Origin of the sequence: Sphaerisporangium viridialbum (genome assembly GCF_049674955.1) — a bacterium.
In the GTDB taxonomy this organism is placed as follows: domain Bacteria; phylum Actinomycetota; class Actinomycetes; order Streptosporangiales; family Streptosporangiaceae; genus Sphaerisporangium; species Sphaerisporangium viridialbum.
The window spans coordinates 940,869-966,937 of sequence record NZ_CP187232.1; the positions used below are offsets into that span (position 1 = coordinate 940,869).

Genomic DNA, 26,069 nt, shown 5'->3' on the forward strand with positions numbered 1-26,069 from the left:
GCGGTGGCTCCGGCGGCGCGCGCGTGATCATTGGCTCCGGCGCGCGATGCGTGAGCGGTGGTCCGGTGGCACGTCGGGTGAGCGGTCGCGTCGGTGGCACGTCGGGTGAGTGGCTCTTCCCGGGCTCTATGACGGTGGGGACGCCCCGAGGGCCGTCGGGCTAGCCGTCGAACAGGTGGAGCCGGTGGGCCGTCGCCGACGCCTCGCCCCGGGAGGCGACGCCGAGCTTGGCGAGGATGTTGGAGACGTGCACGCTCACGGTCTTCGCCGAGATGAACAGCTCGGCGGCGATCTCGCGGTTGCTGCGACCGGTCGTCACCAGACGCAGCACCTCGTGCTCGCGGGCCGTCAGCCTCAGCTCGGTGCCCTCGGAGGCGGCCGGGGGATCAGGGGCGGCGGACTCGCCGGCGATCGGCAGGCGCGCCCTCCTGGCCAGGGAGCCGATCTCGTCGGCCAGGGGCACGGCGCCGAGCCCGCCGGCGAGGAGCGCCGCCCGCGACAGCCGCCCGGCCGCCTCGTCGCGCTCGCCCTCGGCGACGGCGGCGTGAGCGGCGCCGAGCAGGGCACGGGCCTCGGCGTACGGCTGGCTCAGCGCGGCCCAGGCGGCCGCGGCCCTGTCCCACGCGGGGAGGTCGGCCGAGCCGGACGCCCGGGCCACCTCGGCCTGGAAGGTGAGACGGTGGGCCTGCTGAAGACCTCCGTCGACCTCCTGCTCGGCCGCCAGCGCGCGCAGCTTGCCGAGCAGGGGCCCGGCCACCTGGACGCACGTCACGAGCACCGGCCAGACGTAGCGCGAAGCCGCACCCGGGTCGTGGTCGCCCAGATGCTTCTCGACCAGCGTGAACGCCTCGTCGCCGCGACCGTGCGCGATCAGCAGCTCGATCTCCCTGCGGAGGTGCGGCAGGATCGTCTGGTCGCGGTAGGTGCCGAAGGCCATGATGCTCCTCGACGACTGGAAGAGCGCGCCTGCTCGATCGAGCTCGCCCCTGGCCAGGGCGATGTCGGTGGCGAAGCCCTGCAGGCTCGCGCGGTAGGGCGGGGGCGGCATGACGTCGAGGGCGCGCTGGATGACGCTCAGCGCCTCGTCCCACTGCCCCAGAGAGAGCAGCGGCTCGGCGAGATTGATCGCCAGGAAGGCGCCCGAGGTGCGGGCCATGCCGTACGCCTCGGCGTCGGCCATGCCCCTGCGGGCGACCTTGGCGGCCTCCTCGTGCCGGCCTGCCCCCTCCAGCGAGTCGGACTCGGAGATGGCGGCCCGCATGAGCCCGTGGTAGGTGGGCGCCCTGCCGGCGATCTCGCGTGCCCGCGTGTACGCGGCGTCCTGGGTCTCCGACTCCGAGTAACGCCACTTGGACCAGGTGAGCGTGATGAGGGCACCCGCCTCGGTGTCGGCGTCGCCCACGAGGCGGGCTATGCGCATGGCCTCCTCTGCCAGCGCTTCTCTCTCGGCCCAGGCGTCGGGCCCGTGGAGCGTGCGCGCGAGGTTCTCCAGCACCTTGGCGCGCAGCTCGGTGGGAGGGTCGGCGGGTACGAGCCGGGCGGCCGTGCGCAGGTCTTCGAGGAACCCCGCCCGGCCCAGGTCGTAGCGCACGAGCCCGCGCTGTCGCAGCACCCGGGCCGCCCGGACGGGGTCGGCGTCGCTGTCGATCTCACGCAGGGCCGCCTTGGCCAGCGAGATGCCGCGCTCGAACTCACCGGCCAGGTGGGCCACGGTGATGGTCTGCCTGATCACGTCGAAGTAGTCGTGCCCGGTCTTCTCGGCCGCGCCGGGCACGGTGTCCCACAGCTCCAGGACCCGGGTGAGCATGCGCAGCTGCTCGTCGTAGGCGGCCGACCTCCTGGCGGCGACGGCCGCGCGCCACGCGCTGACGAGCGCCGAGGGGGCGTCGTGCGCGGCGTGCCAGTGGTGGGCCAGCTCGACGGCTCCGCGCAGGGCGGGAAGGATGGCGGGGTCGCGCTCCAGGGTCTGGGCGAAACGGGTGTGCAGGCGGGTGTGCTCACCGGGGAGCAGGTCGTCGTGCACGGCCTCGCGGATGAGCGCGTGCCTGAAGGCGTACCCCTCGCCGTCGACCACCAGCACGTTGCCGGTGACGGCGGGGCGCAGCGCGCGCGACAGCGCGCCGTCGTCGAGACCCGCGACCGCGGCGAGCAGGGCGTGCTCGATGCGGGCGCCGCCCGCGCTGGCCACCCTGAGCAGCTCCTGGGTGTCCTCGGGGAGGCGCTCGACGCCGGCCAGGAGCAGGTCGCGCAGCGACTCGGGCAGAGCCTCGCCCTCGCCGCCGCTGAGCAGCGCCTCCACGAACAGCGGGTTGCCCTCGCTGCGGGCGTAGATCACATCGACGTCGAGCTCCAGGGGCTCCCTCTCGAGGATGCCGGCGGCCTGCTCGACCACCTCGCGCCGGCTCAGCCTGCCCAGCTCCAGCCGGGCCACCCAGTCGATGCGGCTGAGCTCGGTCAGCAGGGGGCGCAGGGGATGGGTGCGGTGGAGCTCGTCGGAGCGGTAGGTGACGAGGGTCAGCAGGCGGGTGTCCGGCCGCTGGTAGCGGGTGAGGAACGACAGCAGGTCGCGGGTGGAGCGATCGGCCCAGTGGGCGTCCTCGATGACCAAGACGGTGGGCTCCAGCTCGGCGAGCCGCTCCATCAGGCCGAGGACCTGCTCGAACAGCCGGGCACGGGCCTCGGCGCCGTCGTCGTCGGGCTCGCCGAACTCCGGGAGCAGGCGGGCGAGCCCCCGCGTGCGCCCGCCGGGGACCAGCGCTGCGATGCCCTCGCGGCCGAGGTCGCGCGCGAGCGTGCGCAGCACCGCGGTGAAGGGGGCGAAGGGCAGGCCGTCGGTGCCCAGCTCAAGACAGCCGCCGACGAGGACCCGGGCGGAGCCGGCCCGCTGGACGAACTCGCGGATCAGGCGGGTCTTGCCCACACCGGCCTCGCCGCCGACGAACACGGTGGTGGCGGCTCCGGCGCGCACCCGGGCGAGCGCGTCGCGGAGGAGGCCGAGCTCGTCCGCGCGCCCGACGAACAGGGGGCTCACCGTATGGGCCGTCACGCCCACAAGAATGCCAGCCGCCTCTGACATTTCCCCAGACGGGCAAGATCGCGGTGGTGCCGGTGGTGGCGGAGTGAACGGGCGGGCCGCGTCGTCGTACAGTGAGGCCATGAGCCCGAGGATCGCGACCGCGGACACCGTCACCCGTGAGCAGCTGCTCGACTTCATCCGTGAGCGCCACAGGGCGCTCGTGATCACGACGCGGGGTGACGGCGGGCCGCAGGCGTCCCCGGTGACCTGCGGTGTCGACGACCTCGGCCGCATCGTGGTGTCCACGTATCCCGAACGCGCCAAGACCAGGAACGCCCGGCGCGACCCCAAGGTGAGCGTCGTCATCCTGTCCGACGACTTCGACGGGCCGTGGGTCCAGGTCGACGGGGCCTGCGAGGTCCTCGACATGCCCGAGGCGCTCGAACCGCTGGTCGAGTACTACCGGTCCATCTCGGGCGAGCACCCCGACTGGGACGACTACCGCGCGGCCATGGAGCGCCAGGGCAAGTCGCTGCTGCGCATCACTCCGGTGAGATGGGGCCCGGTCGCCACCGGCGGCTTCCCCGCGCGCCTCGCCTGATCACTCGTTCCGAGCCGGGTCACCGAGGGAGTTCTCCGTGTGCGGCGGCAGGATCTCCTGGTAGCCGGCGTGCCCGTGGGTGAGGTGGCGCAGCGTCGCGGCCCCCACTTGGAAGGCTTTCACAGGTTGATCGGAAAGGGCGGGGAGAAGGCATTGACGCGTCGCACGGGGGACTCTACGATCCGTGAAAACTCATAGGAAACTTTCCTATAAATAAGCTCCTCCGAGCAGCAAGTGGAGATGGCCGTGCGACGTCCTTTCCAGCACCTACTCGCGGCGGCGATCGCCGTCGGCCTCGCCGCGGTGGCCGTGCCCGCCGAGGCCCTGGCGGCGACAGCCGTACCCGCGCGAGCCCAAGCGCATCCGGACGGCGGTGACCGGTTCAAGCGGGTCGCCTACTTTATCCAGTGGGGCATCTACGGCCGCGACTACCACGTCAAGGACGTGGACACCAGCGGTGCCGCGGCCAAGCTGACACACATCAACTACGCCTTCGGGAACGTCGGCGCCGACGGCACCTGCGTCTCGGCCGACGCCTGGGCCGACTGGCAGCGGCCGGTCTCCGCCGAGGAGAGCGTGGACGGCGTCGCCGACCAGCCGGGTCAGGCGCTCAACGGCAACCTGAACCAGCTCAAGAAGCTCAAGGCCAGGAACCCCGGCCTCAAGACGCTGATCTCCCTCGGCGGCTGGACCGGGTCGAAGTACTTCTCCGACGCCGTCAGCACCCCGCAGGCCCGCAGCGCGCTCGCCGCCTCGTGTGTCGGCCTCTGGCTCAAGGGCGACCTGCCGGGCCTGGCCGCGGGCGCCGGCGCGGGCGTCTTCGACGGCATCGACCTGGACTGGGAGTGGCCGGGCTCGGAGGGCAACGCGGGCAACGTCATCAGGCCCGAGGACAAGCACAACTTCACGCTGTTCGCCGCGGAGCTGCGCCGGCAGATGAAGGCGTACGACGCGAAGAGCGAGCTCACCGCCTTCCTGCCCGCCGCCGCTGCCAAGATCGACGCCGGCTTCGAGGTCCGCGAGGTGTTCAGCAGCCTGGACTTCGCCACGATCCAGGGGTACGACCTGCACGGCTCGTGGGAGAACAGGACCGGCCACAACGGCAACCTGTTCACCGACCGCAAGGACCCGAACCCGGTCAAGTACAGCGTGGACGCCACCGTCCGCGACTACCTGTCGCGCGGCGCCCCCGCCAAGAAGATCGTGGTCGGCGTCCCCGCGTACGGCCAGGGCTGGACCGGCGTGAAGTCCACGGGCAACGGCCTGTACGCCCAGGCCACGGGCCCCGCGCCCGCGACGTGGGCACCGGGCACCGAGGACTACAAGATCCTCGTGAACAAGCCCGGCAAGCGGTACCGCGACCTGCTCACCGGCACGCTGTGGCTGTACGACGGCAACGAGTTCTGGTCGTACGACGACCCGGCGTCGCTGCTGGAGAAGGCCGCCTACATCAGGCTGAAGGGGCTCGGCGGCTCGATGATGTGGTCCATCGACCAGGACGACACCAAGGCCTCCCTCACCTCGGCCCTCTACAAGATCCTCCGCTGACAGAAGACCGGCGGCGTACCGAGGATCGGTACGCCGCCGGCCGATCCATGCCGGAGGCCCGGCAGGAGATGCTCCCGCGCGGGGGCGGGTCAGCCGGTGCCGACCCTCAGGACGATCTTGCCTCGGGTGTGGCCCGTCTGGCTCAGGCGGAAGGCTTCGGCGGCGTCGGAGAGGTCGAGGACGGTGGCCACCTCCGGCACCAGGCGTTCGGCCTCGATCAGCCGCGTGAGCTGGTCCAGGTCGTCCCGGCTGGGCCGGGCGAAGACGAACGTGCCGCCGAGGTCCCGCACCCCGTCGTCGGCCAGGGACACCACGCGCTTCCCTGCGCCGCTCGCCAGCAGGGCCACCGACGAGGTCAGCTCGCCGCCGCCGTACATGTCGAGGATCGCGGTCACCCCCTCGGGCGCCAGGGCGCGGACCCGGTCCGCGAGCCCCGGGCCGTACGTGACGGGCCGCGCGCCGAGCCTCATGAGGTGGTCGTGGTTGCGCTCGGAGGCCGTGCCGATGACCTGGGCTCCGAGGGCGACGGCGATCTGCACGGCGAACGACCCGACGCCGCCGGCCGCCGCCTGGACGAGCACGGTGTCGCCAGGACCGACGTCAAGGGCGTGGACCAGCGACTGGTACGCCGTGAGGCCCGCGATGGGCACGGCCGCGGCCTGCTCCCACCCGAGGTTGGCCGGCTTGCGCGCGATCGTGCGGGTGGGCGCGGCGACCCGCTCGGCGTACGTCCCTCGGCCGATGGTGTCAGTGCGGAGGTACCCGATCACCTCGTCACCGGGCGCGAACTCCGTCACCGTCGGGCCGACGGCCGAGACCACGCCCGCGACGTCCCACCCGGGGATGACGGGGAAGTGCACGTCGAACCGGCCGTCCAGGTGGCCCGCGGCGATCTGCCAGTCGACGGGGTTGACCGCCGCCGCCCTGACCTCGATGAGCACCGACTCCGGGCCGAGCTTGGGCTCGGGCGCGTCGCGGAACTCCAGGACCTCGGGCCCGCCGTACCGCCTGTAGCTGATCGCCTTCACGGGTCCCCTCCCGAGCCGGACAGCCGAACTCCACCGAGACGATCAAACCACGAACCCCCGCCGTGTACGGTGACCCGCGTCGAGCGCCGCTGGATGTAGAACTCGCGTTCTAGGAACTTTTGTCATGGTTAGGGCGTAAAACTGGTGAGACGTCTACGGAGACGAGGGCGGGGGCGGGGCCCCGCCCGTGCTGAAGCCGGAGTTCCACGGGGGCGGAAATGACGGGGACGAGACGCCGATGATGTCCGTTCTTCGTGCTCGAAACCCCTCCGTTCCGCGATGAAGCAGGATTCGTGAGGATGGGATTGGGATTTGCTCAGTCTGATCAGTACCGACCACGTGGCGCCCTCTCACCGGTTCGACTTCTGGTGGGAGGCGGTGGCCACCTCGATCATCCCCGTCCATGGCAACAGTGACCGGCGGGCGGACTTCAGGGCCGAGATGCGCTCGCTCGACCTTGGTCCGGTCCAGCTCACGAGGGGCCTGTGCGTGCCGTTCCAGGCCCGCCGCACGCCGGCCCTGATCCGCCGGTCCGACCCGGGCCTCTACCACCTGTCCATGACCCGGCGGGGCAGCTCCTTGATCCAGCAGGAAGGTCGCGAGGTCCGCACCGGGTCCGCCGACTTCGTGCTGTACGACACCTCGCGCACCTTCCACGTCGTGACCGATCCCTATGGCGGGACGGCGAGGCGTGCGGAGTCCGTCCTGGCCGACGGGCTCATCCTCCAGTTCCCCCGCGACCTGCTGCCGCTGCCGTCCGCCATGGTGGAGCGGCTTCTCGTCCGGCGGATGTCCGGGTTCGACGGCGTCGGACTGATCCTGGCCGGGGTGCTGCGCCAACTGGTGCGGCAGTCGGAGACGCTGTCGCCCGGCGACGCCGCGCGGCTGTCCACGGTGGTGCTCGACCTCGTGGCGGCCCTGGTCGCCCACGAGGCCGAAGGCGACGCGTGGAGGCCCGCGGACGACGAGGCGACGGCGCTGTTCGTGCGGGTCCAGGCCTTCGCCGAGCAGCGGCTCGGGCAGGCGGATCTCACCCCTTCCATGATCGCCGCCGCGCACCACGTCTCCACCCGTTACCTGCACAGGCTCTTCCAGCGGCAGGGGCTCACGGTGGCGGGCTGGATCAGGCGGCGCCGGCTCGAACGCTGCCGTCGTGACCTGGCCGATCCCGCGATGGACGGCTGCCCGGTGAACGCCGTCGCCGCCCGGTGGGGCTTCGCGGACGGTTCGCACTTCAACCGCCTGTTCCGTACCACCTACGGGATGCCGCCCGCCGCCTACCGCCGCGACCGCCGCGAGCCGGACGTGCGCGAACGGTCAACGGCCATGCGCTGACGGTCAATGACCGTACGGGAGACACGCGGCACGATTGTCCGCATACCGGCACTTTCGCCGAACGGGGGCGTGAAAGCCGGTTGTGGCGATCCTGTTCAGACGCGGCCGCCTGTGCGGGCCGCGCGTCATCAACGGAGGGGCTCATGCGTTCGACACGTCTTATGGCGGCGATCCTGGCCGCGGCCATCCTCGGATCGGTGGGCGGCCTCGCTCCCGCCGCGCTCGCCTGGGCCGGCCCGACGAGCGACCAGCTCGCGTGGGCGGGTCCGACCAGCACCCAGCTCGCGTGGGCGGGCCCCGGTAGCGCCCACGCGTAGAACGCCGGGCTGGAAAAGGGTCCCGTGAATTCCGTGCGAGTGACATCCGGCGCCGTGATGCGAAAGTGATCGCGCGGACATATCTTTTCCAGCTGGGCGCCGCGCCGGAAAGCAGGCGGATCGCGCGGCATTTGCGGGGTCGGGTGAGCGGGCTTTGCCGGAATTACCGACGGTGGTCTCGTTTCCACGCACTGGGCCGGACGCGGCAGGGGGACGGGCGTGGTGAGGCGATATCTGGGGTTCCGGCAGTTCGTCTCCGACACCCGGCAGGGTCTCCTCGGCACGGCCTATCTGCTGACCGGGTCGGGCGCGGAGGCCGAGTCGCTGGTCCGGTCGGTGTACGGGTCCATCGGCGCCGACTGGGCGAGGCTCCGGTGGCAGGATCCGGTGGCGGCGGCCAGGGGCGTCCTCTACCGGCGCGTGCTCGCGGCGGGGGCCGAGGCGGGCGGCGAGGCCGGGCCGCTTTCCGGGCTGCCGCTCGAAGACCGGGTGCTCCTGGTGGCGTCCCACCACGAGGGCGTTCCGCTGGAGAGCACCGCGTGGGTGCTCGGCATGGCGACGGAGCCGGCCCGGGAACGGCTCGCGGCGGCGGAGGCCGTGCTGGAGCCGCGTCTCGAAGGCCGTTCCGTCGCCGAAGCGCTGGCGGAGCACGCCGATCGGGCCCCTGAGGTGGCGGACCTGGCCGAGGGGGCGCTGGCGTCCGTCAGGAAGGGCCGGGCCGGACGTGCCGCCATCCTGGTCGTCGTGGTGGCGGTGATCGCCGCCGGAGCCCTCTACCTCAACCGCGACAAGCCGGATCCCGAGTACGTGTGGAAGCCGGGACCGTTCGATCCGCCCGTCCAGTACGCGTATGTGCCGCAGACCACGGCGTGCGAGGATTCCGTCCCCCCTTCCGAGGAGCAGTCAGCGATCCATTGCACCGAGTGGAAGGTCTTCACGGCGTACAAGCAGGGGCAGAGCGGGCGGATGGAGCTGGGCACCTGGTTCGGAGAGGGCTGCGGGGACGACGGCTGCAGTGCGGACATCGACCTGGTCGACGCGGTGAACAGCGTGCACACCCGTGAGCGGGGAAGCTCGGTGCCCTTGCGGGTGAGCCCCGACGGGCACCGCATCGCGTACTTCAGCAAGGCCCGGTCGCGCTTCGTCGCCTGGGACCTGCCCTCGGCGCGCATGGTGGACATCTCCCCGCCCGTCCCGTGGTCGACTCTGTTGGACGTAGCGGGACTCGACATGTCTCCCGACGGCCGCGTGTTCGCGGTCGCCTTCGGCGGTACCGGGCCCCGGGTGCTGATCACCGACTTCACCACGGGGACGACCTCGGCGATGCCCGGCTACTGCGGGGTGATCGGCATGGCCAGAGAGGGCGCCACCATGGCCCTGAGACGGGAATGCCCCGAGTTGACCGAGACCCCCAAGACCGTGGTCATGATCGACCGTAACCGCAAGGTGACCAAGGAGTTCACCGCGACCGGCGTCGACGGGCTGTCCCCGGACGGGCGCACGCTCGCCGGGGTGCTCACCGACTTCGACCATGGGGACGAGCAGTACCTCGTGACCACCGACCCCGTGACAGGACGCGTCAACGAGCGGTTCCCGCTGAAGCCCCTGTCGGAGCCGAGTCACTCCTTCGCGCGCGAGTGGCTCGGCGACCGCGAGTACCTCGTCCACGCCGTGACGGAGGTCGGACACGAGTCCTTCGGGTTCTACGCGGTCGACGTGCGGACCGGGGAGTCCGCGCGCGTCCGCGACGTCGGGCTGAACCCCGGATCCCGCGTCGAGTTCGGGAAGATCCGCAGGGGCAAGTAGCCCGTCACGGGCGGCATGCCGATGTTTGCCCACCTCAGCTGGGGTTATGGGTCGCCACGGGGGGCTTTCGCCCTTCCGGGGGGTGAGGGCGAGTGATCGCGCGTACCGGAGACGGGGCGGAGACCGGCGAGGTCCCGGTCACCGTCGTGATCGCCACGAGGAACCGCCGCGAGGAGTTCCTCCACACCCTGGGACGCCTGCGATCCCTGCCCGAGCGCCCCGCCGTGATCGTGGTCGACAACGCCTCGTCCGACGGAACGCCGGGCGCGGTGCGCGACCGCTTTCCCGAGGTCCGCGTGATCAGCCTGTCCCGCAACCTCGGAGCGCCCGCCCGCAATGTGGGAGTGCAGGCGGCGAGGACGCCGTATGTCGCCTTCAGCGACGACGACTCCTGGTGGGAGCCGGGGGCGCTGCGGCTGGCCGCCCGCACCTTCGCCGAGTACCCGCGTCTCGGCCTGCTCGCGGCGCACGTGCTGGTGGGGTCCGAACGCGTGCCCGACCCGATCAACGCGGCGCTCGCCGCCACCCCGCTGCCCGAGGACGCCGCCCAGCCGGGGCCGTCCGTCCTCGGCTTCCTGGCCTGCGCGTCCGTGGTGCGCCGCCGGGCGTTCCTGGACGCCGGGGGGTTCAGCGCCGTGCTGTTCTTTCCCGGGGAGGAGCAACTGCTCGCCTACGACCTCGCCGCCCTTGGCTGGGACCGGTGCTACGTGCCCGGCGTGGTGGCCGTCCACCATCCGTCCCACACGCGGGGCACCGCGCCGGCCAGGCGCCAGGCCGAGACCCGCCCATGACCGCGCCCATGACCACGCCCGGGCGGCTGAGCCTGCCGGAGGAACCGCAGCGGACCTCGGTCGCGCGCCGGTACGTGGACTGACCGCGTTGTGCCACCCCGGCAGGGATGATCCGGTACGGAGAGAGAATCATTGAGGGATGGACACAGGCGACCCTTGCGTGTACTGCGAGATCCTCGCGGGCCGGGCCGAAGCCAGCCTGGCCTTCGAGGACGACGTCACGATCGTGGTCATGGACGGCAACCCGGTGAACCCGGGGCACGCGGTCGTCATACCGCGGGTCCACGCCACCGGGCTCGAAGACCTCGACGAGCAGATCGGGGCCCACATGTGGCGGGTGGCCCAGCGGGTGGCGCTGGGGCTCCGCCGTTCCGGCCTGCGGTGTGAAGGCGTCAACGTGCTGCTCGGCGACGGGGAGGCCGCGCTCCAGGAGGTCCTCCACACCCACATGCACGTGTTCCCGCGTTTCGAGGGGGACAACGTCGTCGTCGACGCCGACTGCGAGCCCCGGGACCGCCGGCTGCTGAACCAGGAGGCGTGGGCACTGCGGGAGGCCATGAAGGCCTTCGCCTCCCAGGCGCCCTCCGCGGTGATGCTCCCGCACCGCGCTCCGACGGCTTAGTCACTCGGCGACCGCTCGTAAGGAGGGGATGGCAGATGCGTGTAGCCGTACTGGGGATGGGGCACATGGGCCGGGCGGTGGCCAGGAGGCTGCTCTCACACGGCTACGACGTCAGGGTCTGGAACCGCACGCCGGGGAAGGCCGCCGAGGTGGTCGAGGCCGGAGCCGCCGAGGCGTCCTCGCCGGTGGAGGCGGCACGCGATGCCGAGGCCGTGCTGATGTCGCTGGCCGACGACCAGGCCGTGCTCACCGTGATGGGCCGGCTTGCCGAGCTGGGGTCAGGTCCGGACGGGCCGATCGTGGTCGACATGAGCACCGTCTCCCCGGAGACCTCTCGCAAGCTCCTGGAGCCGGCGCCAGGACGGCGGTTCGTGGCCTCGCCGATCATCGGGGCCCCGCAGACCGTCCTCGACGGCATGGCCTCCGGCCTGCAGGGCGGCGACCGCAGGCTCGTGGACCGGCTGGAGCCGATCTGGTCGCGGGTCTTCTCCGTCTACTGGTACTGCGGTGAGGACCCCGGGAGCGCGTCGGCCTTCAAGCTGCTCAACAACTACCTGATGATGTCCGGAGTCGCCGTCGTCGCCGAGGCGGTGGCCACGGCCGAGGGCGCCGGGCTCGACAAGAAGCTGTTGCGCGAGCTCCTGCACCGGTGGCCGACGGTGGCGCCCGGCCTTCGCAACCGCCTCGACGACATCCTCTTCGGCGACCACAAGGGCTGGTTCGCCACGCGGCTCGGCGCCAAGGACGTGCGGCTCTTCAACGGGGTGGCGGAGTCCACCGGGCTCTCCATGCCCATCGCCCGCCTGGTCGAGCGACGCTACGAGGAGGCGGCCGAGCGCGGCTGGAGCGAGGCCGACATCACCGCGATCGTGGAGCTGGTCCGCGCGGAGCGCCGCACCTGAGACCGGCGGGTCAGCCGCCGATGTGGAGTACGGCCGCGCCGGTCACCCGGTCGGCCGCGAGATCGGCCAGCGCCTGGTCCGCCTGGTCGAAGGGGTACGGAGTCGTGGTGACCTCCAGCGGGTGGAGCGTGGCGATGCTCAGGAACGTGCGGCCGTCGTTGCGGGTGTTCGCGGTGACGCTCCGCAGGGTGCGCTCGTAGAACAGGTGACGTTCGTAGTTCAGCTCGGGGATGTCTGTGAGGTGGATGCCGGCCACGGCCAGCGTCCCGCCCCGGTCGAGGGCGTCGAGCGCCACGGGCACCAGGTCGCCGACGGGCGCGAACAGGATGGCGGCGTCCAGCGGCTCGGGCGGCGCGTCGTGCGAGCCGGCCGCCGAGGCCGCTCCCAGGTCGAGTGCCAGCTCCTGGGCCTTCTCGGAACGGGTCAGCACGTGCACCGTGGCGCCCTGGGTGATCGCGACCTGGGCGATGAGGTGGGCCGAGGCCCCGAAGCCGTAGATGCCCAACCGGCCGCGCGTCGGCAGCTCGGCCCGCGCCAGGGCGCGGTATCCGATGATGCCCGCGCACAGCAGTGGCGCGAGCTGCTCGGCGGGGCGGTCCTCCGTCAGCTCGTAGACGTAGTCCTCAAGCGCGGTGGTGTACTCGGCGTACCCGCCGTTGACGTCCCAGCCGGTGTACTGGGCGTTGGGGCAGAGGTTCTCCGCGCCGCGAAGGCAGTAGCGGCACTCGCCGCAGGTGAAGTGGAGCCACGCCACCCCGACCCTGGTGCCGACATCCAGCCGGTTCGCGTCGATGCCCCGGGCCGCGACCCGGCCGACCACCTCGTGTCCCGGCACGGTGCCCGGGTGCTTCGGCGGGAGGTCGCCCTCGGCCAGGTGCAGGTCGGTGCGGCAGACGGCGCACACCTCGACCCTGACGAGCACCTCTCCGGGGCCGGGCTCCGGCACCGGCATCCGCACGCGCTGTAGTGGCCGGGTGTCCATCGGGCCCGGGTGGCGCACCACCCAGGCGGTCATCGTTTCGGCCATGTCCCCATGGTCACACGCCGGTCCCGGCTTCCCTCCACAGCCCCGCACCGAACACGCTGATGCCTTCCCCGCCCCAAAGCCGGACAAATCACCTCTTGACGTGCGTTACCTCGTGTATCCATACTTCCAGTCAACATTCCACATGTTTCCACAAAGAGGAGGCCGGGTGCTGCCCGCGGAACGTCGTCGTCGCATCGCCGCCGAGGTGGCCGCTCGTCCGAGCGTCAAGACCGAGGAGCTCGCCGAGCTCTTCTCGGTCTCCGGAGAGACCATCCGCCGTGACCTGCTCCGCCTGCAGGGCGACGGCCTGGTGGAGCGCGTGCACGGCGGCGCCACCCCCGCCGAGCGCCCGCGCGCGGTCGAGGACAGCTACGCCCAGCGCAGGGCCCTGAACGTCGCGGGCAAGCAGGCCATGGCCAGAGCCGCCGTGTCCCTGCTCCGCCCGGGCGACACCGTGATCCTCGACGTCGGGACCAGCGTGGCCGAGATCGCCCGCGCCATCCCGGTGACCTGGACCGGCCGCGTGCTGACCAACTCGCTGCCCGTGGGCGCGGAGCTGGCCGACCGGCCCGGCGTCGAGGTGCTGGTCTCCGGCGGGCGCACCCGCTCGGGAGACCTCGCGCTGGCCGGTGGCCAGACGGTGGCCTTCTTCGCCGACTACTACGCCGACCTGGCGTTCCTCGGCTCGGGCGGGGTGCATCCGGCGGCCGGGCTGACCGACTACCACTCCGACGAGGTGGACGTCCGCCGGGTCATGCTCGACCACTCCACCCGCTGCTACGCGATCGCCGACGCCACCAAGCTCGGCGTGATCGCGGCGCGGCATGTCTGCCCGCTGGATCGGCTCACCGGCCTGATCAGCGACGGAACCCCCGACGAAGGTCTCGCCGAGGCGCTGGCGACCGCCGGTGTGCGTCTCGTCGGACCTGACGACACCGGACGGGCGGAGGCCGACGCCAGTTGACCCCCGCCGCCCTGATCCCGCTGATCCCGAACCGCCGGCGCGACCACCGTAAGACGGAGGCGACGCTCCCGCTTCACCTTGCTCCAAGGAGTGTTCATGTCCGAGGACCACACGTCCACCACTTCAGCGCCTGAGCCGTCCCCGGTTCCCGGCACCCCCGCGTACGCCCAAAGGGCCTACGAGGCGGACATGACCGACGACGAGCTGGTCTCGTCGTACGGCTATACCCAGCAGTTCGCCCGCACGCTGCGCTCGTTCGAGTCGTTCGCGGTCGCGTTCTCGTTCATCTCGATCACGACGGGCCTGTTCAGCACGTTCGGGTTCGTGCTCGGCGCGGGCGGCCCGCGCGGCATCTGGACCTGGCCGATCGTCGTGATCGGTCAGGTCTTCGTCGCGCTCGTCTACGGCATGCTCTCCTCGAAGATCCCGCTGTCCGGCTACTCGTACCAGTGGGCCTCGCGCCTCGCCAACCCCCGCGTGGGCTGGTGGTTCGGATGGGTGTCGTTCGCGTTCCTGTCGATCGTGACGGTCGCCGTGGACTACGGGCTCAGCCAGGCCGCGCTGCTGCCGCTGTTCGGCATCGAGTTCAGCCCAGGCAAGGCGATGCTGGTCACCCTGCTCGTCATCGTGATCCAGGCGATCCTCATCATCTGGTCCACGCCGATCACCGCGAAGATCAACAACTGGGCCGTGGGCGCCGAGGTCATCGGCATGGTCGGGCTCACCCTGGCCCTGCTCGCCGCCGCGCTGTTCGCCGGCAAGGGCGACTGGTCCCAGCTCGGGTCCACCGGAGTGGTGGCCGGCGCCGGCTACTACGGCTGGCTCGGCCCGTTCATGCTGGCCACCCTGCTCGGCGCCTACACGATCGTCGGCTGGGAGTCCGCGTCCAACCTCGCCGAGGAGACGCACAACCCGCGCCAGGTGGTGCCCCGCGCCATGGTGCGCTCGATCCTGGTCGCGGGCGGGCTCGGCATGCTGTTCCTGATCGTGCTGGTGGCGACCGCCCACGACATCCCCGCCCTGACCGGCGACAGCGCCCCGGTGGCGACGATCATCGGCCAGAACCTGGGCCCGATGATCAAGGCGATCGCCCTGGTCATCGTCTGCGTGTCGATCTTCGCCTGCGGGCTGGTCATCATGGTCACCAACAGCCGCCTGATCTACAGCATGGCCCGCGACGGCCGCCTCCCCGCCGCCAAGGTGCTGACCCGGGTGCCGCGCGCCACCGGCGGTCCGATCTGGGCCACGCTGCTCGCCGGCGGCCTCAGCGCCGCGATCGTCATCGGCTTCGGACGCAACGCCAACGCCCTGGCGAACCTGCTCGGCGCGGCCACGCTCATGCCCGCGATCCTGTACGCCGGTACGGTGCTGCTGTACTGGTTCACCCGCAACCGCATCCCCGCCCGTCCCGGGGACTTCGTCCTCGGCAGATGGGAGAAGCCGGTCGTCGCCCTCGCGCTGCTGTGGCTGGCGTACGAGCTGGTCATCCTGATCGGCCCGGCCGACTTCCGCCAGGCCCAGTACTACGCGATCGGCACGCTCGTCGTGGGCGCGCTGGTCTACGGCGGCATGCTGTGGAAGGCGCCGGACGCCCTGCGGCGCGAGCCCGGACTGCCCGGTGAGGGTGGCCGATGAGCTCGGCGAACATCCTGGCGATCGACCAGGGCACCTCGGGAACCAAGGCGCTGGTGGTCTGCCCCGAGCGCGGGGTCATCGGCTCGGGCGAGGCCGCCGTGCGCCCCCGGTACGGCTCCGGGGGCCTGGTCGAGCAGGATCCCGGCGAGCTGCTGCGGTCGGTGCTGGACGCGGGACGGGAGGCCGTCGCGGCGGCGGGCGAGCCCGTCGCGGCCGTCGGCCTGGCCAACCAGGGCGAGACCGTGCTGGCGTGGGATCCGGCGACCGGTGAGGCCCTGACGGACGCCATCGTCTGGCAGGACCGGCGCGCTCAGTCCGTCTGCGACGAGCTCGCGGGCGAGGCCGGGCGCCTCGCCCGGCTCAGCGGGCTGCCGCTCGATCCCTACTTCGCCGCGCCGAAGATGGCCTGGCTCCGCCGCCACCTCACCCGGGAGGGCGTCGTCACGACGAGCGACTCCTGGCTGGTCCACCGGCTCACCGGTGCCTTCGTCACCGACGCCTCCACGGCGTCGCGCACGATGCTGCTCGACCTCGACGGCACCGAGTGGTCGCGGGAGGCGCTGGAGATCTTCGGGCTCGGCGACGAGCGGCAGCCCGACGTCGTGGACGCGGCGGGCGTCTTCGGGGAGACCGATGCCTTCGGCGCGCCGGTCCCGCTGACCGGCCTGCTCGTCGACCAGCAGGCGGCACTGCTCGCCCAGGGCTGCGTCGAGGAGGGCAGCGCGAAGTGCACCTACGGCACGGGCGCGTTCCTGCTCGCCAACGCGGGCCCGCGCCCCGTCCGCTCCTCGGCCGGCCTCGCGGCGTGCGTGGCCTGGCGCTTCGCGGGACGGCCGGCGTACTGCCTGGACGGGCAGGTCTACACGGTCGCCTCCGCGGTTCGCTGGCTCACCGACCTCGGGGTGATCGGCGGGGCGGAAGACCTCGATCGGCTGGGCGGTAGCGTGCCCGACTCGGGAGGCGTCACGTTCGTCCCGGCCTTCGCGGGCCTGGCGGCCCCCTCATGGCGCGGCGACGTACGGGCGTCGGTGTCCGGGCTGGGCCTGGACACCACCCCGGCCCACGTGGTGCGGGCACTGTGCGACGGGATCGCCGCGCAGGTCGTCGAGCTGGCCGGGGCCATGGCGAGCGACCTCGGGCGCCCGCTGACCAGCCTTCGCGTGGACGGCGGCCTCACCCGCAGCAAGGTGCTCATGCAGACCCAGGCCGACCTGCTCCAGCTCCCGGTCGAGGTGTACGCCTCACCCGACGCGACCGCGCTCGGCGTCGCCGCGGCGGCGAGAATGGGCCTGGACCCCGGCCTGACGGCGGCCGGCGCGACGGTGCGGGGCACGCCCTCGGCCGTCTACGAGCCCCGCGCCGGCGCGGAGGAGGCCGCCGACCGCCTGGGCGCGTACGCGGCGGCCGTGCGCGCGCTGCTGCTCACCAAGGACGGCGCGGACACCGCCGGGCCCGCGGAGGACGAGACGGAGGAGAACCTGTGAACGACGTCCCGGGGGGTCCCGGCGACCAGGCGGCGTATGACGTCGTGGTCGTCGGGGCGGGCGTCGTGGGCACCGCGATCGCCCGCGAGCTGGCCCACCACGACCTGCGGATCGCCGTCCTCGACGCCGCCGCCGACGTCGGCGACGGCACGTCCAAGGCCAACACCGCCATCCTGCACACCGGCTTCGACGCGACGCCCGGCACCCTTGAGTCCCGGCTGGTGCGCCGTGGCTACGAACTGCTGGAGGACTACGCGGCCGCGACCGGCATCCCGGTGGAGCCGCTGGGGGCCCTGCTCGTCGCCTGGGACGACGAGCAGCTCGCGGCCCTTCCGAAGCTGAAGGCCAAGGCCGAGGCCAACGGGTACGACCGGACGCGCGTCATCGGCGCGGACGAGGTCTACCGCCGCGAACCCCGGCTCGGTCCGGGCGCCCTGGGCGCGCTGCACGTGCCGGGGGAGAGCATCATCTGCCCCTGGACCACCACCCTGGCGTTCGCCACCGAGGCCGTGCGGGCGGGCGTCGACCTGCGCCTGGAAACCCGGGTCGGCGAGGTGGTCGCGGGCGGCGGCGACGTCCCGCACGAGATCCGCACCAGCCGGGGCGTGGTGCGCGCCCGCTACCTGGTGAACGCCGCCGGCCTGTGGTCCGACGAGCTCGACCGGCGGCTCGGGCACCACGGGTTCACCGTGACACCGCGCAGGGGCGAGCTGATCGTGTTCGACAAGCTGGCCCGCCCGCTGGTGAACCACATCCTGCTCCCCGTCCCGACCTCGCGCGGCAAGGGCGTGCTGGTCGCCCCCACCGTGTACGGGAACGTCATGCTCGGCCCGACCGCCGAGGACCTGAACGACAAGACCGACACCGGTTCCTCCTCCGACGGGCTGGCGTTCCTCAAGGACAAGGGCGCGAAGATCATGCCCGCGCTGCTCGACGAGGAGGTCAGCGCGGTGTACGCGGGGCTGCGCGCGGCCACCGAGCACGGTGACTACCAGCTCCGCTCCCACCCCGAGCAGCGTTATGTCTGCGTGGGCGGCATCAGGTCCACCGGTCTGACCGCCTCCCTGGCCATCGCCGAGCACGTGATGGGCCTGCTGGTGGAGTCGGGCCTCGACGCCGGGCCGCGGCGCGAGCTCGAACCACCGCGCATGCCCAACATCGGCGAGGCGTCCCCGCGCCCGTACCAGCGCGCGGACCTCATCGCCGCCGACCCCGAGTACGGCCGCATCGTCTGCCACTGCGAGCGGGTCACCCGCGCGGAGATCCGCGACGCCATGCGGGGCCCCCTCGCGCCGCGAACGCTGGACGGCCTGCGCCGCAGGACCCGCGCGCTGAACGGCCGGTGCCAGGGGTTCTACTGCGGGGCCGAGGTGCGGGAGCTGTTCGACCACCCCCCGTCCGGGCCCGGCCCCACGGGGACCCAGGCCCGCGCGGCCGGCGACGCGCGCCCGGACGCCGACACGAGCGGGGCACGCCCATGACGACTCCCGACACCACACCCGTTCCGACTTCCACGGCCCGCCGCGAGCGGTCCGTCGAGGTCCTCGTCGTGGGCGCGGGACCGGCCGGTCTGGCCGCCGCCGCCGAGCTGGCGCGGTCCGGCGCCGGTCCCGTGGAGGTGATCGACAGGGAGGAGCACGCCGGAGGCATCCCCCGGCACTCCCACCACACCGGGTACGGTATCCGCGACCTGCACCGCCTGATGACCGGCCCCGCCTACGCGCGGTACTACACCGGCCTCGCCGCTGCCTCCGGCGCCACCGTGCGGACGGGAGTGACGGCCACCGGGTGGGCCGGGCCGCTCACGCTGGAGACGACCAGCCCCTCGGGCCTGGAGGCGATCACCGCCCGCGCCGTCGTCCTCGCCACCGGGGCGCGGGAGCGCCCGCGCAGCGCCCGGCTGGTCCCCGGCACCCGCCCGGCCGGCGTGTACACCACCGGAATGCTCCAGCAGACGGTCTACCTGCGCGGGCAGAGCGTGGGCCGCCGTGCGGTGATCATCGGCGCGGAGCACGTCAGCTACTCCGCCGTGATGACCCTGGACCACGCCGGGGTCGAGGTCGCCGCCATGGTGACCGACCTGCCTCGTCAGCAGTCGTACGCGGCGTTCAGGCTCGGCGCCGGGGTGCGCTACCGGTACCCCCTGCTCACCGGGACCACGGTGACCCGGCTGATCGGCCGGGGCAGGCTCCAGGGCGTCGAGGTACGGCGTGCCGACGGGCGCACAGAGGTGATCGCGGCCGACACGATCGTGTTCACCGGCGACTGGGTGCCCGACCACGAGCTGGCGCGGCGGGGCGGGCTCGCTGTCGACCCGGGCACCCGGGGGCCGTCCGTCGACACCGCCCTGCGGACGTCGGTGCCCGGAGTGTTCGCGGCAGGCAACCTGCTGCACCCGGTCGAGACCGCCGACGCGGTGGCGCTGGACGGGCGCCACGTCGCGGCATCGGTGATCGCGTACCTCTCGGGCGTGCCCGAGGCGGCCGGGGTGCCGGTCCACGTGCGCGAACCGCTTAAGTGGGTCGCTCCTGGACGGGTGGGACCCGGCGGGCCGCCGCCCCCGCGTGACCGGTTCGTCCTGTGGACGACGCGGTTCGTGCCCCGGCCCGCCGTCGAGATCGTCCAGGACGGGCGGACGCTGCACCGCCAGGTCACGCGCCGCACGCTCATACCGAACCGCCCGATCTACATCCCGGCCGGATGGCGCACGGCCGTCGACCCCGAGGGGGGCCCGGTCACGATCACCGTCACCTGATCAGGGCGAGCAAGGCCAGGGCCTCGCGGGCGAGCTGCAGCTCCTCGCGGGGCCTGATCACGAGCACGGGGACGGCGGCGTCCGGCGCGCTGACGACCATGTCGTCGTCCACGTGCTCACGGGCAGGCGGCGCGATGCCGAGCAGCCCCAGCCTCCGGCACACGTCGTGGCGGACCTCCGGCTGGTCCCAGCCGATCTCGCCGGTGAACACCAGCCCGTCCAGCCGGTCGAGGCTGGTCGCGGCGGCGGCCATCTCGCGGGCCACCCGGTGCGCGAACACCGCGAGGGCCAGCGCCGACGCCGGGTCACCGGACGCCACCAGGTCGCGCGTGTCGCCCGACCTGCCGTCCGACAGCCCGAGCAGCCCCGACCTGTGCTCCAGCCCGTCGCTCAGCTCGTCCAGCGTGAGCCGCGAGCCGGACAGCAGCCACAGCAGCATGCCGGGGTCGACGCTCCCGGACCGGGTGCTCATCGGCACCCCCTCCAAGGGCGTGAAGCCCATCGAGGTGTCCACGCCGCCGCCGTCGCGCGCCGCGCACACCGACGACCCGCCGCCCAGGTGGGCGAGGACCAGGCGCAACGTCCCGGCCTGGCGCCCGAGTAGCCCCGCCGCCCGCTGGAGCGCCCAGGCGTACGACAGGCCGTGGAAGCCGTACCGGCGCAGCCCGTACCTGCTCCGCCACTCGGCGGGCAGCGCGTACGTCGCGGCGACCTCGGGCATGCCCGCGTGGAAGGCGGTGTCCGGGCACAGCACGTGCGGGATGCCGGGCAGCCTGCGCCGGGCGGCCTCGACCAGCGCCAGCGCGGGCGGCACGTGCAGGGGCGCCAGGTCGGCGAACCGCCGCACCGCCGCGAGCACGCCGTCGTCCACCACTGTGGGCGCGCGCACGGCGTCGCCGCCGTGGACCAGCCGGTGGCCCGCCACGGCGATCTCGCACGGGGGAGCCTCCCGCAGGAAACCGTCGATGGTGTCGTCGATGGCGGAGGGGTCGGGGGCCTGCCGTTCGACGTACAGCTCGTGGAGCACCTCGCCGTCGCGGACCAGGTCGAGCCGCAGGCTGGAGGACCCTGCGTTGACGGTCAGCGCGACACGAGACACGGTCCGAGCCATCCCCAGCCCCACGGGTTTGAATCGCGCACACGAGGCAGCGATGCGCCGACCACCACACCACCTGGGGCAGGGCTGGAGCGCATGTTGGCCGAGGACGTCGTGGCCTGGTCCGACGGCGGCGGGAAGATCAGCGCGCTGGGCGAGCCGGCTCTCGGGCTAGGTCGGGCCGATGCCCCACCGGTGGGCGACCTCGTCTCCGGGGGCGAGGCGGACGACGTCCTCCCCGGTGCGGAAGGCGTTGGGCGGGCAGCTCATCGGCTCCACCGCGAGGCCCTCGCGGCGGTGCTCCTTGGCGAGGGTGTCGCCGGTGTAGAGCTGGAGCCAGCCGATGCCCTCGGCCCCCCACAGCTCGACGCCCCGGGTGCCGTCCCCGGTGGTGAGCCTGACGCGGACGAGCCCGTCGGCGCCGCGCGCCAGGCCGGTGAACGCGGTGTCGAGTACCGTCTCGCCGATCGGGCGCGCGGTCCGGAAGTCGTACTCGGTGCCCTCGACGTCGCGCCTGCCGACGGGGATCTTGCGCTCGTCGACCGGAAGCCACCGGCTCGCGGGAAGTTCCAGCACGGCGCCGTCGACGGGCTCCCCGAGCGTGAGGTACGGATGGGCGCCGAAGCCGTACGGCGCGGCGGTGTCCCCGGAGTTCCGCGCGGTCGTCTCGACCGTGAGCCCCGAGGGGCCCAGCGTGTAGGCGATGGTGAGGTCGAGGATGTGGGGGTAGCCGATCTGCGGGAACAGCCGCAGCCCGAGCGTCACCGACCCGTCCTCGCGTGACAACAGCCGCCACGGGAACGACCGCGAGAAGCCGTGCGCGGCGTTGCCCGTCTTCGGTTCGGTCAGCGCGAGCTGCCGCTCCTCGCCGTCGAACTCGTACCGGCCGTCCTTGATGCGGTTCGGCCACGGGATCAGGGGCAGCCCCGCCGACCCGAACGGCGCGTGGTGCTCGGGGTAGCCGAGGACGAGCGGCCGGCCCTCGTGGGTCAGGCTCCGCAGGCCCGCTCCGACCTCGGTGACGACGGCCTGGAAGCCGCCGGCCTCGATGGTGTGCTGGGCCCCGGTAGGCGCGATGGTCGTCACCAGGCAATTGAACACCATTGCCCCAGATGTCCGACGGCTCCCGGCACCGCCACGGTGCCGGGAGGCCGTCGTCATGCGGTCAGGGGCTCAGGCGGTGCAGGTCGCGCGGGAACAGGGTGGTCTGGCGGACGTTCGCGGCGCCCGTCAGGCGTGAGGTCCAGCGTTCCAGCCCGATCGCGAAGCCGCCGTGGGGCGGCATGCCGTGTGCGAAGGCCGCCAGGTAGCCCTCGTAGGCCTTCGGGTCCTCGCCCCTGGCGGCCAGCGCGGCGAGATAGTCGGCGTGACGGTGCAGCCGCTGGCCTCCCGTGACCAGCTCCAGGCCACGGAAGAGCAGGTCGAAGCTGCGGGAGTACTCGGGTCTCGCCGGGTCGGGATGGGTGTAGAACGGGCGCTTGACCATGGGGTATCCCGTGACGAACAGGAACTCCGAGCCGTGCTCGCGCAGAGCCCACTCGCCGAGCCGGCGCTCGTGGGAGGGGGCGAGGTCCGGCTCGCCGCGCGGGTCCTCCCCGGTGTGCCGGGCCAGGAGCTCCTGCGCGTCGGCGAAGTGGATCGCCGGTATCTCCTCCGGCACGTGCGGGACGTCGATCTCCAGCAGGGCGGCTGCCGTCGCCGCCCGTTCCGCGACGGCCGCGTGCATGCCGGCGATGGCCCTGGTGAGCACGGCCATGACGTCGCGGTGGTCCTCGACGAAACCGAGCTCGGCGTCCAGGCTCGTGTACTGGGCCAGGTGCCTCGCCGTGTCGTGCGGCTCGGCCCGGAAGACCGGCCCCACCTCGTACACCCGCTCGAACACCCCGACCAGCGCCTGCTTGAAGAATTGCGGCGACTGGGCGAGGAAGGCCGGCTTGCCGAAGTAGTCGATGCCGAACACGTTGGCGCCCGACTCCGTCGCCGAGGCCACGATCTTGGGCGTGGACGTCTCGACGAAGCCGAGCCCGTCGAGCGTGGCGCGGAACCCCGCCACCCCCGCGGCGGCGATCTCGAACGGCGCCCGGAGGCGCGGGTGCCGCAGCGCCACCGGGGCGTGGTCGAGGATCGTGGGCAGGGTGCCGCCGACGACGGGCCTGTACAGGTCGAACGGCGGCGGCTCGACCGGGGCCGAGAGCACCTCGACCACCGGGCCGACCAGCTCGGCGCCGCCCGGGGCCTGCCCGTTCGCGGCGACGGTTCCCGTGACCTCGATGACGGTCTCCTCGGCCAGGTGCGCGAGCGGTTCGCGCAGAACCACCTGCGCGAGCCCGGAGCGGTCGCGCAGCACGAGGAAGGACACGGATTTGAGGTCGCGGCGGCGGTGCAGCCAGCCGGCGAGGCGGACGCGGCGGCCGACGTGCCCGGGCAGGTCGGCGGCGAGAACTCGGGAGATCATTTCACACTCCTTGAGGAATATGAGCGATCCCTTGGGAGCGCGGGGGAGAAGGGAACTCCCGGTGCCACCGCGCTTTCGCCGCCGCCTCGGCGGCGGCCTCGTGCGGCCCGGTGACGGGGGCCGGCCGGCGGGGCATTGGGCGGTCTTCGCCGTTCCTCCCCGCACTCGGGAGGGTCTTCACACCGGGACGCGAGACCGCCTTCACAGCTTCCGGCGGCTCTCTGGACTCGCGCGACCCCGGAGCTAATTGTCTCCGTCGTCGTGTTGTGCCGAATCCTATCTCGCTGCTCGGCTCGGGCTCATGAGACCTGGCGGAGCCTTGTGACGAATGCGATTAAAGGAACGGATGGTGATATTTCCGGATGAATCACCGCTTAGGGGGAGGGTGCGATTCGGGTGAGGGGCGGCTGTGGGGTCTTCCTGAGCGAGATGCGGTGTTTGTCTTGAATTAGGAAAAATGCGGGGAAGGAACGACATGGACGCGATCATCGTCAAGGAGGCGGCCGGCGGCATCACTTCCGAGGTCACCGACGAGGGGACCAAACTGCTGCGGCTGCGTGACCATCTGACCGGTCTCGGCGTGGACGCCGACCTTCGGGCGAGCATGCCCGCGCTGCTCGTGCACCGCCCGGACGTGGGCCTGCCGCTGTGGGTCTTCGTGGGGTACGGCGGTGCCTACTACTCCTGGCAGTCCGCCGAGAAGCGTCACCCGGTGGCCGACGCCGAGGGCGCGGCGCTGGTGCTCGCCGACTACATCAGCGGAAGGGTCTTCCAGGCCTGAAGACCCCTTGTCCACAGGCGTCTCGTGCCGCCCTTCACGGCCGGCGGATCCTCGTAGACTGACGCGGTGACCTCTCCCGACAGCGGCCCCGAGGCGAGCGACGCCCTGCGCGTGCTCAACCGCGTCTTCGGCTACAAGTCGTTCCGCGAAGGCCAGCAGGAGATCATCGAGCACGTCGTCTCGGGCCGTGACGCGCTCGTGCTCATGCCGACGGGCGGCGGCAAGTCACTGTGCTACCAGATCCCCGCGCTCGTGCGCGAGGGCGTGGGCGTCGTCGTCTCACCCCTGATCGCCCTCATGCAGGACCAGGTCCACGCCCTCACGGCCCTCGGCGTGCGCGCGGGCTTCCTCAACTCCACGCAGGACGGCGACGAGCGGCGGCGGGTCGAGTCCGCCTTCCTGGCGGGCGAGCTCGACCTGCTCTACCTCGCCCCCGAGCGCCTGCGCGTCGACTCCACGCTGCGGCTGCTCGACCGGGGCGCGATCTCCCTGTTCGCGATCGACGAGGCCCACTGCGTGGCCCAGTGGGGGCACGACTTCCGGCCCGACTACCTGGCCCTCTCCATGCTGCACGAGCGCTGGCCCGACGTCCCCCGCATCGCGCTCACCGCCACCGCCACCGAGGCCACCCACGCCGAGATCGCCGCCCGGCTCAACCTGCGGGAGGCACGCCATTTCGTGGCGAGCTTCGACCGCCCCAACATCCAGTACCGCATCGCCCCCAAGAGCGAGCCCAGGCGCCAGCTGATCAAGCTCCTGCGCGACGAGCACCCCGGCGAGGCGGGCATCGTCTACTGCCTGTCGCGGGCCTCGGTCGACAAGACCGCCGAGTTCCTGGTCGGCAACGGCATCCCCGCGCTGCCGTACCACGCGGGGCTCGACGCCCGCACCCGCGCGGCCAACCAGGCGCGCTTCCTGCGCGAGGACGGCATCGTCATGGTCGCGACCATCGCCTTCGGCATGGGCATCGACAAGCCCGACGTGCGCTTCGTCGCCCACCTCGACCTGCCCAAGTCCATCGAGGGCTACTACCAGGAGACCGGCCGTGCCGGGCGCGACGGCCTGCCCTCCACGGCCTGGCTGGCCTACGGCCTCCAGGATGTCGTGCAGCAGCGCAAGATGATCGACACCTCCGAGGGCGACGACGCCCACCGCCGCCGCCTCGGTGGCCACCTCGATGCCATGCTCGCCCTCTGCGAGACGGTCGAGTGCCGCCGCGTGCGGCTTCTCGCGTACTTCGGCCAGCAGAGCGCCACCTGCGGCAACTGCGACACCTGCCTGTCGCCGCCGGAGTCGTGGGACGGCACGATCGCCGCCCAGAAGCTCCTGTCCACCGTGGTCCGCCTCGCGCGCGAGCGGCGCCAGAAGTTCGGCGCGGGCCAGATCATCGACATCCTGCTCGGGAAGAGAACCCCCAAGGTCGTCCAGTTCGATCACGACTCGCTCACCGTGTTCGGCATCGGCACCGAGCTGAGCGAGGTCGAGTGGCGCGGCGTGGTGCGCCAGCTCCTGGCCCAGGGCCTCCTCGGGGTCGAGGGCGACTACGGCACGCTGGTGCTCACCGAGGCGAGCGGCGAGGTGCTGGCCCGGCGGCGCGAGGTGCCGCTGCGCCGCGAGCCCGAGCGCCCGGCCAAGCTTCCAGGGGCCGCCAAGACCCGTCGCACGGCCCCCGCCGCCGAGCTGCCGGAGGAGGCCGTGCCGGTCTTCGAACGGCTCCGCGCCTGGCGGGCCGCCACCGCCAAGGAGCAGGGCGTGCCCGCCTACGTCATCTTCCACGACGCGACCCTGCGCGAGATCGCGACCGGGTCGCCGTCGTCCCTGGCCGAGCTGGGCAAGGTGAGCGGCGTCGGCGAGAACAAACTGGCGAAGTACGGCCAGCAGATCCTGGACACCCTCGCCGCCTGAG

22 protein-coding genes are annotated in these 26,069 nt (G+C 72.4%); 15 read left to right on the forward strand and 7 right to left on the reverse strand.

What is annotated here, in order from left to right; all coding sequences use genetic code 11:
* Positions 1 to 160: 160 nt before the first annotated feature.
* Complete coding sequence (locus ACOZ38_RS04355; RefSeq protein ID WP_424528917.1) at positions 161 to 3,046, reverse strand: helix-turn-helix transcriptional regulator; 2,886 nt, start codon at positions 3,044 to 3,046, stop codon at positions 161 to 163.
* 109 nt (positions 3,047 to 3,155) lie between these two features.
* Between ACOZ38_RS04355 and ACOZ38_RS04360 the strand changes: the two genes are divergently transcribed.
* Entirely contained in the window at positions 3,156 to 3,617 is a 462-nt protein-coding gene (locus ACOZ38_RS04360; RefSeq protein ID WP_424528918.1) for a PPOX class F420-dependent oxidoreductase, read from the forward strand.
* On the opposite strand, the gene ACOZ38_RS04365 is transcribed toward ACOZ38_RS04360, so the two are convergent.
* On the reverse strand, positions 3,618 to 3,740 hold the full coding sequence (locus tag ACOZ38_RS04365) for a hypothetical protein (protein ID WP_424528919.1): 123 nt from the start codon (positions 3,738 to 3,740) through the stop codon (positions 3,618 to 3,620).
* A gap of 123 nt (positions 3,741 to 3,863) precedes the next feature.
* Between ACOZ38_RS04365 and ACOZ38_RS04370 the strand changes: the two genes are divergently transcribed.
* On the forward strand, positions 3,864 to 5,165 hold the full coding sequence (locus ACOZ38_RS04370; protein WP_405144166.1) for a glycoside hydrolase family 18 protein: 1,302 nt from the start codon (positions 3,864 to 3,866) through the stop codon (positions 5,163 to 5,165).
* 89 nt (positions 5,166 to 5,254) lie between these two features.
* Here ACOZ38_RS04370 and ACOZ38_RS04375 read toward each other — a convergent pair whose 3' ends face one another.
* On the reverse strand, positions 5,255 to 6,193 hold the full coding sequence (locus ACOZ38_RS04375; RefSeq protein ID WP_424528920.1) for an NADP-dependent oxidoreductase: 939 nt from the start codon (positions 6,191 to 6,193) through the stop codon (positions 5,255 to 5,257).
* Positions 6,194 to 6,505: 312 nt separating this feature from the next.
* Here ACOZ38_RS04375 and ACOZ38_RS04380 point away from each other — a divergent pair, with 312 nt between their 5' ends.
* The 6 genes from ACOZ38_RS04380 (at position 6,506) to ACOZ38_RS04405 (ending at position 11,966) form a co-directional block, all read left to right on the forward strand.
* Positions 6,506 to 7,528: a helix-turn-helix domain-containing protein gene (locus ACOZ38_RS04380; protein ID WP_424528921.1), complete on the forward strand. Its 1,023-nt coding sequence runs from the start codon at positions 6,506 to 6,508 to the stop codon at positions 7,526 to 7,528.
* A gap of 143 nt (positions 7,529 to 7,671) precedes the next feature.
* A complete protein-coding gene (locus tag ACOZ38_RS04385; RefSeq protein ID WP_424528922.1) occupies positions 7,672 to 7,845 on the forward strand; it encodes a hypothetical protein in 174 nt (57 codons plus the stop codon).
* 222 nt (positions 7,846 to 8,067) lie between these two features.
* Positions 8,068 to 9,651: a hypothetical protein gene (locus ACOZ38_RS04390; protein ID WP_424528923.1), complete on the forward strand. Its 1,584-nt coding sequence runs from the start codon at positions 8,068 to 8,070 to the stop codon at positions 9,649 to 9,651.
* A 92-nt stretch (positions 9,652 to 9,743) separates the two neighbouring features.
* Positions 9,744 to 10,442 carry a glycosyltransferase family 2 protein gene (locus ACOZ38_RS04395; protein ID WP_424528924.1) on the forward strand — a complete coding sequence of 233 codons (699 nt, stop codon included), beginning with the start codon at positions 9,744 to 9,746 and terminating at the stop codon, positions 10,440 to 10,442.
* A 139-nt stretch (positions 10,443 to 10,581) separates the two neighbouring features.
* On the forward strand, positions 10,582 to 11,064 hold the full coding sequence (locus ACOZ38_RS04400; protein ID WP_405144171.1) for an HIT family protein: 483 nt from the start codon (positions 10,582 to 10,584) through the stop codon (positions 11,062 to 11,064).
* Positions 11,065 to 11,099: 35 nt separating this feature from the next.
* A complete protein-coding gene (locus ACOZ38_RS04405; protein ID WP_424528925.1) occupies positions 11,100 to 11,966 on the forward strand; it encodes an NAD(P)-dependent oxidoreductase in 867 nt (288 codons plus the stop codon).
* A 10-nt stretch (positions 11,967 to 11,976) separates the two neighbouring features.
* Here the strand turns inward: ACOZ38_RS04405 and ACOZ38_RS04410 are convergent, their stop codons facing one another.
* Positions 11,977 to 12,993: a zinc-dependent alcohol dehydrogenase family protein gene (locus ACOZ38_RS04410; protein ID WP_424528926.1), complete on the reverse strand. Its 1,017-nt coding sequence runs from the start codon at positions 12,991 to 12,993 to the stop codon at positions 11,977 to 11,979.
* 166 nt (positions 12,994 to 13,159) lie between these two features.
* Between ACOZ38_RS04410 and ACOZ38_RS04415 the strand changes: the two genes are divergently transcribed.
* The 5 genes from ACOZ38_RS04415 (at position 13,160) to ACOZ38_RS04435 (ending at position 19,831) form a co-directional block, all read left to right on the forward strand.
* Positions 13,160 to 13,957 carry a DeoR/GlpR family DNA-binding transcription regulator gene (locus tag ACOZ38_RS04415; protein WP_405144175.1) on the forward strand — a complete coding sequence of 266 codons (798 nt, stop codon included), beginning with the start codon at positions 13,160 to 13,162 and terminating at the stop codon, positions 13,955 to 13,957.
* 96 nt (positions 13,958 to 14,053) lie between these two features.
* Entirely contained in the window at positions 14,054 to 15,592 is a 1,539-nt protein-coding gene (locus tag ACOZ38_RS04420) for an amino acid permease (RefSeq protein ID WP_424528927.1), read from the forward strand.
* Positions 15,589 to 17,076, forward strand: a complete 1,488-nt coding sequence (locus ACOZ38_RS04425; protein WP_424528928.1) for an FGGY family carbohydrate kinase — start codon at positions 15,589 to 15,591, stop codon at positions 17,074 to 17,076. Before ACOZ38_RS04420 ends, ACOZ38_RS04425 begins: the two co-directional genes overlap by 4 nt.
* Entirely contained in the window at positions 17,073 to 18,557 is a 1,485-nt protein-coding gene (locus ACOZ38_RS04430) for an NAD(P)/FAD-dependent oxidoreductase (RefSeq protein ID WP_424528929.1), read from the forward strand. Before ACOZ38_RS04425 ends, ACOZ38_RS04430 begins: the two co-directional genes overlap by 4 nt.
* Positions 18,554 to 19,831, forward strand: a complete 1,278-nt coding sequence (locus tag ACOZ38_RS04435) for an NAD(P)/FAD-dependent oxidoreductase (RefSeq protein WP_424528930.1) — start codon at positions 18,554 to 18,556, stop codon at positions 19,829 to 19,831. The genes ACOZ38_RS04430 and ACOZ38_RS04435 overlap by 4 nt, the downstream gene beginning before the upstream one ends.
* Here ACOZ38_RS04435 and ACOZ38_RS04440 read toward each other — a convergent pair.
* The 3 genes from ACOZ38_RS04440 to aspS form a co-directional block, all read right to left on the reverse strand.
* On the reverse strand, positions 19,824 to 20,942 hold the full coding sequence (locus ACOZ38_RS04440; RefSeq protein ID WP_424528931.1) for an acetate/propionate family kinase: 1,119 nt from the start codon (positions 20,940 to 20,942) through the stop codon (positions 19,824 to 19,826). The genes ACOZ38_RS04435 and ACOZ38_RS04440 overlap by 8 nt on opposite strands.
* A 156-nt stretch (positions 20,943 to 21,098) precedes the next feature.
* Positions 21,099 to 22,013 (reverse strand): aldose 1-epimerase family protein, encoded by a 915-nt coding sequence (locus ACOZ38_RS04445; protein ID WP_424528932.1) that lies wholly within the window; start codon positions 22,011 to 22,013, stop codon positions 21,099 to 21,101.
* Between the two features lie 79 nt (positions 22,014 to 22,092).
* Positions 22,093 to 23,382 (reverse strand): aspartate--tRNA(Asn) ligase, encoded by a 1,290-nt coding sequence (aspS, locus tag ACOZ38_RS04450; protein ID WP_424528933.1) that lies wholly within the window; start codon positions 23,380 to 23,382, stop codon positions 22,093 to 22,095.
* Positions 23,383 to 23,857: 475 nt separating this feature from the next.
* Between aspS and ACOZ38_RS04455 the strand changes: the two genes are divergently transcribed.
* Positions 23,858 to 24,163, forward strand: coding sequence for a hypothetical protein (locus tag ACOZ38_RS04455; protein ID WP_424528934.1), 306 nt, complete (start codon positions 23,858 to 23,860; stop codon positions 24,161 to 24,163).
* Positions 24,164 to 24,229: 66 nt separating this feature from the next.
* A complete protein-coding gene (recQ, locus tag ACOZ38_RS04460) occupies positions 24,230 to 26,068 on the forward strand; it encodes a DNA helicase RecQ (protein ID WP_424528935.1) in 1,839 nt (612 codons plus the stop codon).
* Position 26,069: the final 1 nt, after the last annotated feature.